The organism is Metabacillus halosaccharovorans (assembly GCF_002019635.1).
Taxonomy (GTDB): Bacteria; Bacillota; Bacilli; order Bacillales; family Bacillaceae; genus Metabacillus; species Metabacillus halosaccharovorans.
The window spans coordinates 1187995-1200964 of record NZ_KV917372.1; the positions used below are offsets into that span (position 1 = coordinate 1187995).

11 protein-coding genes are annotated in these 12970 nt (G+C 34.0%); 4 read left to right on the forward strand and 7 right to left on the reverse strand.

All coding sequences use genetic code 11. The features are described 5' to 3' along the window. The first annotated feature begins 17 nt into the window (after positions 1-17). Entirely contained in the window at positions 18-1070 is a 1053-nt protein-coding gene (gene mtnA, locus BK577_RS20140; protein ID WP_078434598.1) for an S-methyl-5-thioribose-1-phosphate isomerase, read from the forward strand. Positions 1071-1325: 255 nt separating this feature from the next. On the opposite strand, the gene BK577_RS20145 is transcribed toward mtnA, so the two are convergent. Together BK577_RS20145 and BK577_RS20150 are read right to left on the reverse strand one after the other, a co-directional pair. Continuing rightward, positions 1326-1826, reverse strand: a complete 501-nt coding sequence (locus BK577_RS20145; protein ID WP_078434599.1) for a methylated-DNA--[protein]-cysteine S-methyltransferase — start codon at positions 1824-1826, stop codon at positions 1326-1328. Positions 1827-1884: 58 nt separating this feature from the next. Then, on the reverse strand, positions 1885-4074 hold the full coding sequence (locus BK577_RS20150; protein ID WP_425435958.1) for a PAS domain S-box protein: 2190 nt from the start codon (positions 4072-4074) through the stop codon (positions 1885-1887). A gap of 354 nt (positions 4075-4428) precedes the next feature. On the opposite strand from BK577_RS20150, the gene BK577_RS20155 reads away from it, so the two are divergent. Then, positions 4429-5436, forward strand: a complete 1008-nt coding sequence (locus BK577_RS20155) for an acyltransferase family protein (protein ID WP_139367395.1) — start codon at positions 4429-4431, stop codon at positions 5434-5436. A gap of 169 nt (positions 5437-5605) precedes the next feature. Next, the gene (locus BK577_RS20160) at positions 5606-7372 is read left to right on the forward strand and encodes a B12-binding domain-containing radical SAM protein (RefSeq protein WP_078434601.1); all 1767 of its coding nucleotides are present in this window, start codon (positions 5606-5608) and stop codon (positions 7370-7372) included. 24 nt (positions 7373-7396) lie between these two features. On the opposite strand, the gene BK577_RS26155 is transcribed toward BK577_RS20160, so the two are convergent. Beyond that, complete coding sequence (locus BK577_RS26155; protein WP_169908410.1) at positions 7397-7558, reverse strand: hypothetical protein; 162 nt, start codon at positions 7556-7558, stop codon at positions 7397-7399. Then, positions 7555-7713, reverse strand: coding sequence for a hypothetical protein (locus BK577_RS26160; RefSeq protein WP_169908412.1), 159 nt, complete (start codon positions 7711-7713; stop codon positions 7555-7557). The genes BK577_RS26155 and BK577_RS26160 overlap by 4 nt, the downstream gene beginning before the upstream one ends. A 111-nt stretch (positions 7714-7824) precedes the next feature. On the opposite strand from BK577_RS26160, the gene BK577_RS20165 reads away from it, so the two are divergent. Continuing rightward, positions 7825-8205, forward strand: coding sequence for a DUF3905 domain-containing protein (locus BK577_RS20165; RefSeq protein WP_078434602.1), 381 nt, complete (start codon positions 7825-7827; stop codon positions 8203-8205). A 54-nt stretch (positions 8206-8259) separates the two neighbouring features. On the opposite strand, the gene BK577_RS20170 is transcribed toward BK577_RS20165, so the two are convergent. The 3 genes from BK577_RS20170 to htpX all read right to left on the reverse strand — a co-directional run bounded on the left by BK577_RS20170 (position 8260) and on the right by htpX (position 12886). Next, positions 8260-10278 carry a penicillin-binding transpeptidase domain-containing protein gene (locus tag BK577_RS20170; RefSeq protein WP_078434603.1) on the reverse strand — a complete coding sequence of 673 codons (2019 nt, stop codon included), beginning with the start codon at positions 10276-10278 and terminating at the stop codon, positions 8260-8262. 114 nt (positions 10279-10392) lie between these two features. Further along, a complete protein-coding gene (locus tag BK577_RS20175) occupies positions 10393-11745 on the reverse strand; it encodes a TrkH family potassium uptake protein (RefSeq protein WP_139367397.1) in 1353 nt (450 codons plus the stop codon). 262 nt (positions 11746-12007) lie between these two features. Then, entirely contained in the window at positions 12008-12886 is an 879-nt protein-coding gene (gene htpX / locus BK577_RS20180; protein ID WP_078434605.1) for a protease HtpX, read from the reverse strand. Positions 12887-12970 lie beyond the last annotated feature (84 nt).

A 12970-nucleotide genomic window follows, 5' to 3' on the forward strand; every position in this document is an offset into this window, starting at 1 on the left:
AAAAGGAGTTTTACAAAATGCCAACACAAAATTTCGTTATACCTCGTTCTGTCATCTGGAAGGAAGAGTATATTTCTTTATTAAATCAACAAAAGATCCCTCAAGTCACTGAGTATCTCGAACTGAGAACAGTCGAGGATGTTTGGGAAGCTATTCAGTCATTAAAAGTAAGAGGAGCTCCTGCAATTGGTATAACTGCCGCTTATGGTTTAGCGTTAGCGGCTAACCAGGAACTTTCACAAACTTATGAAAGCTTCCTAAACAACCTGAAAAAACATCGTGATTATCTGGCAAGTTCAAGGCCAACAGCTGTTAACTTATTCTGGGCATTAGATCGATTAATGAACAGTATAAAAGAAGTGACAAATATAGTTGAAGCAAAGAAGACAATCCTAAATGAAGCAAAAGCTATTGAAGCGGAAGATGAAAAAGTGTGCCAATCAATTGGAGAACATGCTCTTTCTGTTTTTAAAGACGGTGACCGGATTATGACAATCTGCAATGCCGGATCTATCGCAACAGCTAAATACGGAACAGCTCTTGCACCTTTTTATCTTGCCAAAGAAAAAAATATAAACTTAAGTGTCTATGCCTGTGAAACAAGACCAGTTCTGCAAGGAGCACGTCTTACAACATGGGAACTGATGCAAGCAGGTGTTGATGTAACATTAATTACTGATAATATGGCAGCACATACCATTAAATCAAAAAACATCACCGCTATCATTGTTGGTGCTGATCGAATCGCTGCAAATGGTGATACTGCAAATAAAATCGGAACTTTTAATCTAGCGCTTTTAGCTAGTGCCTTCAACATTCCATTTTATGTTGCAGCACCATTATCTACGTTTGATCCTGCCATTACAGATGGAAATCAAATACCGATCGAAGAACGTCATTCAGAAGAAATTACACATATTCATGGCGTTCAAGTAGCCCCTGAAGGTGTTAAAGTGTTTAATCCTGCATTTGATGTTACTCCGAATAAGTTAATCGCAGGAATTATTACGGAAAAAGGCATTTTATCTGGTGATTTAAAGGAAGCTATTTCATCTTTATTTAGTAAGTAAACAAAAGAACAAAGTTTTCACTCCCCGTGATTACTTTGTTCTTTTTATTAACTAATTCTTCTTTTTTTGAAGAAGTGTGTTTTTTTCCTGTTCTGATAAAATGTGTAATTTTGATAACAGAACAGAATAAAAATACACCTTTTTAGACCGTTTCTTTTGTACCCACATATACCTTGCCCCTTTCTTTACCTTACGCAACTTTTTTCTCTTAATGAAATAATATGTTGCAAAGTCAAAAGTGTGACAAGTTATGAATTACTCTTTAAATGTGATTTTTTCATGTGTTAAAAGGGTTGCTTTTAACTCGATTTTTGTCCCAGCATAACCAGTAAGTTTTTTGTTCTTACCGATTACTCTGTGACATGGAATAAAGATGGGAAGTTTATTTGCTTTATTAGCCTGACCAATTGCTCGTACAGCATTTTTTTGCCCAATAGCTACTGCTATATCCTGATAGCTGTATACCTTTCCAAAAGGAATGTCTCTTAATTTTCTCCATATCTTTTTTTGAAAGTCTGTTCCATTTAGTTCCATAGGTATGTCAAATTCTTTTCGATCTCCATGAAAATACTCGTGTAATTGTTGATTGCCGCTCCGCAGAACATCACATTTTTGTTCTTGATCATGAACAATCTCTTTTCCAAAGCGAAACGAATTAAATAGTTCTGTTGTTAAAAACAAGTTTGTTAGCTTGTCTTTTTTTGCGACGATCGTTAATGTTCCTAATGGTGATTCATATAATTGATAATAATACATAAATAAAAACCCTCATTCTTCTCAAGCTTTTTCAGTTACCAAAAAATAACCTATTATTCTATTGTCTAATAGGTAACATAATATGAAAAGTTGTGCCTTTTCCTTCTTCACTTTCTACGTCTACTTGTCCCTGATGCTCTTCAATAATTTTGTAACTAACCATTAGACCAAGGCCGGTTCCTCTCTCCTTCGTTGTATAAAAAGGCTGCCCTAACCGTTTGATTTTATCTTCTGAAATACCTGAACCTCTGTCTGTAATAGATACTAGAAGATTATCTTCATCTTTTTGTTTTATTTTCACGTCAATTTGACCGCCATTCGGCATAACTTCAATTGCATTTTTTAACACATTGATAAAAACTTGTTTTAATTGGTTTGGTTCACAATATATTAACGGAAGATTGTCTTCGATATCAAGGATCATTTGAACATTGACTAAAATGGCTTGAGCGTTCAATAATTCAGTTGTTTCCTTCATGATAATACTGAGATCTTTCTCAGAGAATTTAATTGCTTGCGGCCTAGCTAAAATAAGAAACTCAGTAATAATCGATTCAATTCTACTCAACTCTGAGGTGATCACATTAAAATACATAGAAAAATCGTCTTTCACACTTCCCTCTAAGAGCTGGATAAAACCTTTCAAGGCCGTCATTGGATTTCGGATCTCATGGGCTATTCCAGCCGCAAGTTCTCCAACAACATTTAGTGTATCCGATTTCCGCAATTGTTCCTCTAGTTCTCTCTTTTCTGTTACATCACGAAAAACCGCCAAATTCATATCTTCATTTATATGATGTTTTAAAGAAATCTCTAAAATTTTCTCTGCACCATTAGAAAGAGTGTAGATGGTCTCCTTTGTTTTGGCCTCGTAAAAATCTAATTCTTCCTCCTGATAAAGATCATCCATCTTTGAAAAAAGAATATCACATATTTTATACGATTTTATATCACTTGATGATAGATTCAGTATTTTCCTTGCTGCAGGATTTGCTTCAATGATTTCATAATTATTATTAAAAAGGATGATACCGTCCATAGATGCATTAAATATATTTCTAAATTTATGCTCACTTTCTCTTAAGACTTTTTCCATTCTTTTTCTTTCACTAACATTACGAAAAATTGTTAAATGATGTCCGTCTAAAATGTCCATTTTTGAGGTGAACTCAAGTTCTTTATTTTGACCGTTCGGCATGTGAAAAAGCAATTCTTCTCTTATGGCACCTGTTTCAAAATACTCTTTTTTCACTCGTTGAAAGCTTACTGAATTCTGATCCACAAAGTCTAAAATATTTCTTTGTACAAGTTCTGTCTCACTTAATTCAAATGTTCTGCTTGCTGCTTGATTTACCTTTTGAATTTGCCCATTTTTCCCCCAGATCATGATGGCATCAATGGCATTTTCAAATACTTCTCTAAAGCGCTCCTCACTTTTGTATAGCTTCATTTCCATTGATCGTTTTTCAGTTATATCCCGCATAATCGCCATATAAAAACCATTTATAATATTTGAAGTTGTTGTAAACTCAAAAACCTTTTTACTGCCATTTCTAAGCAGCACTGGAAGCTCACCTTTTGCACTTCCATTTTCTTTTAGCATCTTCCATAAACGATCCAATTTATAAAGATCCGGCTCATCAATAAAATCCCCTAAAACAAATGAGTTCAACTGACTTTTATTAATTTCAAAACTTGTACAAAAGGAGCCATTTGCATCTATAAATGCTCCATCTTGATCAAATATAACAATTCCATCAACAGCCCGGTGAAATAGGTCTTTAAAAAGTTGTTCATTAATTGTTCTTTCCCGTTCAAGCATTTTCTTGAATGAGACATCTTTGATCATTGCAAGATCATACCCATTTATCGCCTGCTTACGTACAGAAATTTCCAAAAACTTCACTTGTCCATTTTCTAATTTTACGATTAATTCGTTTCTGCCAGGGTCATCTTGATAGATTGCCTCCATAACTTCACTCAATTGATTTTTCGGAATTAATGACAGAAAATCATAAAGGCTTTTTTGACATAATTCCTTTTTTTGTAGTTGAAACATATGACATGCAGCCGAGTTTACATCTATAAATTTCATATTTTCATCAAAAATAGCTACCGCATCTAATGCACCTTCCAATATATTTTCGTGCTGCAGTAACTTAAATTTTAACATTTCATTTTCTTTTTCTAATTTAGTTAATTGTGCTTTTAAGGTAACGATCTCGAAATCCTCCATCGTTTGTTTCAATTCATTCACCCCTACCTGACTCACTTTCTTCTATAACTTCTATTCTACAAGTTCCTTCATTGTCCTTCACCTATCTACAAAATGATAGAAAATGTTTCTTTTTTACTGTGAACGGTGTAATATATTAAAGTATTTTGTTTAAGAAATAGCGAATTGTTGAATTTACCCACATTAAAGCTGTCATCGTTTTACAAATAGATGACAGCTTTGTTACGTCCCTAATAAAAAATCAATTTTAATCGAAAGTAATGTAATAAGCTCATCTTATTTAAGTTCATTTAACGTTTATTTCCACCTTTATTCGGGAATAAAAAGGATAATTTTACGATTAATTACTTCAAAGGGAATGATAAAATAATGACTAATCGTTTGAGTTATTTTGATAATGCAAAATTCTTTTTAATTTTTTTAGTTGTTTTTGGTCATATTATTAGGCCATTTATCGATGAAAGTGATGTCATGTTGACCATTTATAAGTTTGTTTATACGTTTCATATGCCAGCATTCATTTTAGTATCCGGTTATTTTGCCAAGGGATTTAATAAGAAGGGCTATGTAAGTAAAATCGCCAAAAAGCTTATATTGCCTTATTTAATTTTCCAAGGAATTTACTCTGTCTATTATTTTGCGATTGAAAAACAAGGAGCAAGTGTTTTGGATCCATTAGATCCCCATTGGTCATTATGGTTTCTTGTCAGTTTATTCTTTTGGAATGTTTTCTTATTTGGAGCAACAAAACTTTCTTCAAAATGGTCATTAACTTTAGCTTTTGCGATCGGAATTGCAGTTGGATATTTTGACATAGTAAGTAATTATTTAAGCTTATCAAGAACATTTGTGTTTTTCCCATTATTTTTAATCGGTTTTTATTTAAAGAAAGAGCATTTTACGTTCATTACTAAACCAAATATCAGAGTTATTGCCGTGTTATTGTTAACCATAACATTTGTATCGTATTTCTACCTTGACTTTGATTATGAATGGTTATTTGGTTCAAAGCCTTATTCACAGTTTGGTGATGTATCCATTTTTAATGCAATTATTCGAATGGGCTTTTACACTCTAACATTGATCACGTCTCTTAGTTTTTTGGCTCTCATTCCTACCAGACATGCTTTCTTCACTGAGTGGGGAACCAGGACATTCTATGTATATCTTCTGCATGGGTTTATCATACAATTTATGAGAAAAGGCGATACGATTGAGTGGTTGGGCGATTATCAAAGTATTGCTACTCTTACGCTGTTAGCAATCTTGCTAACAACGGTATTATCAACAAAAACAGTGAAAGAAATTGCGAGCCCTTTTATTGAGTTAAAGCCATCTCATTTATATATTAAGCCTTTTTCTTTGAATAAATAATGATATGAGACATTTTCCTATCAAGGATAATGTCTCATTTTTGTTTAAATGCCTGGCATTCCTTCCATACTGTGGTTATATACCCAATCGAAGCATTATGTTAAAATAAATAATTGATTAAAAGCTTACGCAATTTGTTTTTATAAAATCAAATAAAAGTGGTGTAGAAATGAAAACTGTTTTATCAACATTAAATGCAAAATATATTCATACAAGTTTATCAATTCGTTATTTAAAAGCATACGCAGAGCCTGATTATGATATAGAGTTAGCAGAATATACAATCAAAGATCCTGCAATGAATATCGTTACAGACCTTCATGCAAAAAAACCTGAGATTATCGGATTTAGCTGCTATATTTGGAATATTGAAGAAACCATAAAAGTAATAAAAATGTTGAAGAAGATTAACCCCTCCTTACTGATTGTATTAGGAGGACCAGAGGTAACATATGACACGAGAGAATGGATGGAGAAGATTCCGGAAGTTGACTTTATTATTATCGGTGAAGGAGAACAATCATTTAAGCAATTATTAGATGAATTACATGGTGAACATAACTATGAAAATGTTAGTGGGATTGCTTACCGCAAAGACGCAGCATTACAAATTAAGCCGCAGCGAAACAAAATTGATTTAAAAACATTACCTTCTCCATTTCGTTTTAAAGAAGATTTATCACAGCTTTCAAAGCGTGTTACGTATATTGAAACAAGTCGTGGTTGCCCTTTTAGCTGCCAATTTTGCCTATCTTCGATTGAAGTAGGTGTACGTTACTTTGATCGAGAAAAAGTGAAAGAAGATATTCGCTTTTTAATGGAACATGGTGCAAAGACAATTAAATTTGTTGATCGTACATTTAATATTAGCCGTAGCTATGCCATGGAAATGTTTCAATTTCTCATTGATGAGCACAAGCCTGGTACTGTATTTCAATTTGAAATAACAGCAGACATTATGAGACCTGAGGTTATTCAATTTTTAAACGACAATGCCCCTAAAGGTTTGTTCAGATTCGAAATTGGTGTTCAATCAACAAACGATGCAACAAATGAACTTGTGATGAGGAAACAAAACTTCAGTAAGTTAACACGTACTGTCACAATGGTAAAAGAAGGACAGAAAATTGATCAGCATCTGGATTTAATTGCTGGTTTACCTGAGGAAGATTATCATTCATTTAAGAAAACCTTTAATGATGTTTTTGAACTACGTCCAGAAGAGCTTCAGCTAGGATTCTTGAAAATGTTAAGAGGAACGGGTCTGAGACTTCGGGCCGAAGATCATGGTTATGTATATATGGATCATTCCCCTTATGAAATTTTAAAAAACAATATCCTATCATTTGAAGATATTACAAAAATTAAACATGTGGAAGATGTATTAGAAAAATATTGGAATGATCACCGAATGGATGAAACTGTTGAATACTTAGTTTCAAATGTATTTGCATCTCCTTTTGACTTTTTTCAGGATTTTGGAACCTTTTGGGATAAAAAAGGCTGGAGTCGAATTGGTCATCAGTTAGAAGATCTTTATAAACATCTATTTGAATTCCTAGCAAGCTCCAATCATGACGTTGTAGACATTGTTAGTGGATTTATGAAATATGATTATTTACGTAATCAAAAATTCAAACCACGTAAACCATGGTGGGATGATGCACTTTCCAAACAGGAACGCAGCAAAATTTATCACTCCATATTAGAAAACCCTCTTCTTTTGGGTGAAGAATTTGCAAGAAAACAACTAACAGAGAAGGATCTATTCAAACATACAGTGCTTGAAACCTTACCATTTAATTTAAATCACTACCTTAAAACAGGAAAAATGGTAGAAGAAGGCTCTTTCATTCTTGTTCACTATGATACCGTCCATTCAAAAACAACAGTTTATACAGCTTTATCACGTGAATTCGAATCTAAAGTAGGGTGAAGGAAAAAGTGAGAGGATTATCTCTCACTTTTTCTTTTTTTCCTTTTTATTACCTGCTAGTGCGCTATATAGTTGAGATGCATTAACATCTCCCATTTCATGACCAAATTCTTCTTGTAGCAAATCCTTTTCAGTAGGAATTTTATGGTTTTGCATATCTTTACTTTTCATCTTTTTACGTGTCATGATGATTTCCCTTGCTTTCCATGTTTAGAATTTCGATTTGCACCCTTCATCGGGTTTTCATCATCATTAATTTCAGCAAATTCTACATCTGGCAGACTTTCTGTTGGTGTATTATTATGTTTTACAGCTTGATTTCGAAATGCTTTTCTCTTCAATCTTCTCACCTCAATGATAAGTTTCGACTTATTCAAGATGTTACTTTTTTACTTTCTCCATTTTCGAGTTTTCTATCATAGGTAGAAATCGGAAAAAAGATCAGTTACTAATTGGACATTCTAAACATAAATAAGATTGAGGTGAAAAATGTGAAGAAGGAAAATGAAGGCAAGTTTTCACTTGATGAATCATTACCACATCAAATAGATGCTCCATCTTGGAAAGGAACAGGAGTGACAATGAAGAAACCGTTTTTAAACGACTATGGGGTGGTGATTGGAGATAGCAACTATAACTCCGAGCATTCTCCATTAAACAAATGGAGTGATAAGATTGATCCGGCAATTATGTCTGGTGAACAGTGGGTTCACCCTACAAATGATATCGGCTGGAATACTCCTGAAAATAAAGAATTACTTGAAGAAATGAGAAAACCAAATGGTGTTCCCTTTACACATCCTGATAAAGATGTAAGTTATAGCAGTGACTAATTTAGATAAAAAAAAGATGACTCAAAATATCAATCCATTTGAGTCATCCATTTTTTATTCATTCGAGAGATATTGCTTCATGACCTCTTTTACTTTAGGAACTACGTAATGGCTCCCTCCCCTGTCTTTTACATCTTCAATCATCATTGTAACCATGAGTTTAGGATTATCTGTATTAACAGCTACAAACCAGCCATTTTCTTTACCTGTCTTATCTTCTTTTGACTGTTTTAATTCAGCTGTTCCAGTTTTTCCTGCTATCTGTAGGCTATCTACTTTAGGCTTATAAGCTGTACCATTTGGATTGTTTACAACTTCTTTTAAGTTTGACAGTAGAATATCGTTATTTTCCTTCTTTGTAATACTTTCTTTCCAAAAACTTGTTTTTGCTTCTTCTGTGACCTCGACATACGGCTTTATCATACTGCCATTATTTACATAGGTTGTATATGCTGCTGTCAAATGAAAAGGACTCATCAATATTTCTCCTTGTCCATAACCAGAATCGGCCAAAAGCTGTTCATTTGAAAGATTTTCATTTGAAATAGAAGATGTTGTGATTGGAAAAGGAAAGTCAATATCTTCTTCAAATCCAAACTGTTTTAATCCGTTTACCATTCCCTCTGCCCCTATATCCAATGCTAATTGAGCAAAATAGATATTGTCAGAATAGATAAGAGCATCCTTTAAGTTAACATTTGAATCTGAATCTGAAACTCTTGTTATGCTATAATTTCCCCAACTAGCATCTTTTTTCCACGTTAGTCCTGTTATTTGTTTTTCAGTATCAGGATCTAACTTTCCAGCATTCATTCCAATCGATGCAATAATCGGTTTCAAAGAAGATCCTGGAGAAAAGGTTTTATTAAAACGAGCCATTAATGGCTTTTGTGGATGATCTGATAAGGCTGCATATTGTGATGAAGATAGTCCATATATAAATTCATTAGGATTATAAGAAGGACTGCTCACTAAAGCTAATGTTTCTCCTGTTAAGGGATCCATTGCAACAGCTGTACCTGCTTCACCCTTAAGCTGATCAAACAGTTGTTTTTGCAGCTCACCATCAATGGTTACTTGTATATCCTCACCATTTTCTGGAGGCTTTTCAGCAATAATTTTATCTGTACCATCGACGTAAATGGTATAACCTGTTTCTCCTTTTAACCTTGCTTCAAATACTTGTTCTAATCCTGCTTTTCCAACTAAGGATTGGCTGGAATACCCTTCATCTTTTAATTCCTCAAGCTGTTCTGCTGTAATACTTCCAATATACCCTGTTAGATGTGCTGCAGCTTCTCCGTAAGGATAAAACCTTGCTGGAACATCTTTCTTTTGAATAGATGGAATTGAAATTAATTCAGCAAGTAATTCCTGTTGTTGTGGATCAATTTTTTTAATAGGAACAAATAATTCAGGCTGAACCCAACTTTGTGAAAGCTTATCTTCTATTTCTTTCACGTCCATCGAAAGTATTTTAGCAATCTTTTCGATCGTTTCATCCCGATTTTCCGGAAGATTGCCGGGAACAATTCCAATTTCATATGCTAAACCATTCACTGCAAGCCCTTTATTCTTTTCATCAAAAATTTGTCCACGCTCAGGTGATGTACTACTCACTCTTACTTCTTCATTACCTTCTAATTGCGGGAAGATCATAGTAGGTGACCAGGAAATAAACCAATCCTCTCCATCTTCTGTTTCTTCCTGGACAATTTGCACATCTTGTTCAAACGATATTTGGCCAGCCACGGTTTCCATAGATAATGAAAAAGGGTAACTTACCTCTGTTGCCTTATCATCTATCTTTTCTTCTTCCGGTTTATCAAACTCAACCTTCAACTCATTAACTGACACACCATCGTATATACCTTCATAGCGACTAACAAAATCTTCTTTTGTAATCTCCTCTTTCGTATTTGACGATAGTTTATCGTACATTTCTGAAAACTTTTGATCATTCCATAATTTTATGTATTCAGAAAAACGGTCTGCAGCAGTTGGTGCTTCTGAGCATGCACTTAATACGATTAATAAGACAAAAAAAACAAATGCAATTAAACTTTTTCTCATATCGCTCCCTCCTCCTTACATATTGTACCAAAGATTACGAAGCCATCAATTAATAAGATTGATTTTTTGTTAAATGAAAAAAGAGCCGGATTTAACACCAACTCTTTTCCTTTCCTATCCAATAATGACTCTTTCCTTTGGATAATGAAAATTATCTTTTTTCTCTTTTGTACCTAACAAATATAAGAATGTTAAAATCCCAATACGACCGATAAACATTAAGATCATAATGATGATTTTGCCTATTATACTAAGTTCTGGTGTAATTCCTATTGATAATCCGGTTGTTCCAAATGCAGAGCATACTTCAAATAAAATAGAAACAAACGGGAAAGGTTCTGTTATTGATAAAATGACGACTGAAGTAAAACATATTAAGAAGGCCATCATTGTGACGACAACAGACTTATTAAGGTCTGCTTCATGTAGCTCCCGTTTAAATATTTTGATTGATTTATGCCCTCTTGCGAAATGGAAAAGGAATAATAAATTTAAAGCAAATGTTGTAGTACGGATACCTCCTCCAACTGAACTGGGAGAAGCACCAATGAACATTAAAGCACATAATATTAAAATGGTTGTCTCAGTGAATAAGCTTACATCCATTGTTGCTAACCCGCCACTTCTAGTAGCAGTTGATTGAAACAATGAATAAAAGAAGGTTTCGTGCCATTCTTTCCCCTTAAAGAAGTGTGAATATTCTAAAATATAGATAGCAATTGTTCCAAACAAAATAAGGGCAAAGAACGTAATAGTTGTTAGCTTAGTAAATAAGGTAAACCGATGTCTTTTATTTTTGTTAAATAAAAAATCCTTTACTTCAATCAAAACAGGAAAACCAATAGCTCCCAATACTATAAGAATCATGGTGATAAACTGAATAAAATAATCATGGGCAAACGGAATCATTGATTGACCTGTTATATCAAAACCACCATTGGTTGTTGCACTGATTGATGTGAAGAAACCATGTAAATAGGCTTCTTGCCAAGTCGGGTAATATTTTAGGAAATAGGTCCCAAGTATTAAGCCACCAAGAAATTCGATCAAAAGAATGAGCACAATAATTTGGCGGATCAGATTTACAATTCCTGATAAGTTAACTTGATTTTGATCTGCCATAATAAGTTGCCGTTCTTTTAAGCCAATCTTTTTCCCCATAATAAGCCATACAAATGTTCCGAGTGTCATAATTCCAATTCCACCGAATTGCAATACAAAGGCCAAGATAAATATGCCGGGAACACTAAATGTTTCAGCAGTAGACACTGTTGTTAATCCTGTTACACTAACAGCACTTACTGCAGTAAATAGTCTGTCAATAAAGGCAAATTCAACACCAGGCTTATGGGCCACTGGTAAACTCAGCAATAAAACAGAAACACTTACAGCTAAAAAATAATAGGCAACAATTAGTTGTACAGGTGTTAATGATTGTAATCTAAGCTTTAATTGTTTCATATCCATTCATTCCTATCTTACAGTTCAAATACTATGAAATAAGGTGCTTTGATGCACCCATGTTTTCTATCATAACGATTATTCATGGAAATGAAAAGGCTAATTACTATCAACCAATTAACAACCATGTATCTCTAATATCTGAAAAACACGACTTACCGCCAAGAGTGGCGGAAGTCGATGCATTTTTTGTATATTTTAATCCTTTAATATAATTTCTTAAAGGATTAAAAAGTGAAAAGGATGACAATTATGCCATCCTTTTCTTTTATTTCGCTTCCAATCTATTAATACGATCATCTAAGTCAGGGTGTGTTGAAAATAGTGACATCCCTTTTTTACTGTTAATCTTTAATGTGGATAAAGACGCCTGATCATCTCTTACTCGTTGAGTATATTGTTTAAGTGAACGCAGAGCATGAACCATCTTATCTTTACCGGCTAAATCGGCTCCACCTCTGTCTGCATGATATTCCCGGTATCTAGAAAACGCAAATACAACTAGGCTTCCGAGTATTGAAAAGACTAACTGGAAAATAATCACAGCCACAAAATGCACAATCGGAGCCAAGTCCTCTCGAACAAATCGTGAAACTAGCCATGCTGCTATACGTGCTAAGAATACAACAAATGTATTAACAATACCTTGTAATAATGTCATCGTCACCATATCACCGTTTGCGATATGAGCTACTTCATGTGCAACAACACCTTCAATAGCATCATCGTCCATTTCATGTAACAGACCTGTTGATACAGCTACTAAAGAACGACGCTTGGAAGGACCTGTAGCAAAAGCATTAACTTCAGGAGACTGATAAATTCCTACCTGAGGCATTTTCATAAGCCCAGCTGCTCTTGATAGGCGATGAACTCGTTCTACTAATTCTCTTTCTGCCGGAGAGAGCGAGCTCTCAGGATTTAATACCTTGACACCCATCATCATTTTGGCCATCCAACGAGACATAGCCAATGATACAAATGACCCTGTAAAGCCTACAACTGCACTAAAGATGAGGAGACTAACTAAATCGAGACCACCACCTGCTGTTTGATAAGGTGATATATTCAATAGGGATAAAACAATGCCAATTGTGGTGATAACTAAAATATTTGATAATAGAAAAAGAAAAATTCTTTTTGCCATACAGACCTCCATCTTTCAAGTTCACATGAACTTATATTATAATAAAAATTATAGAAACATTTTTCATAAAAAGCAAGATAGAAT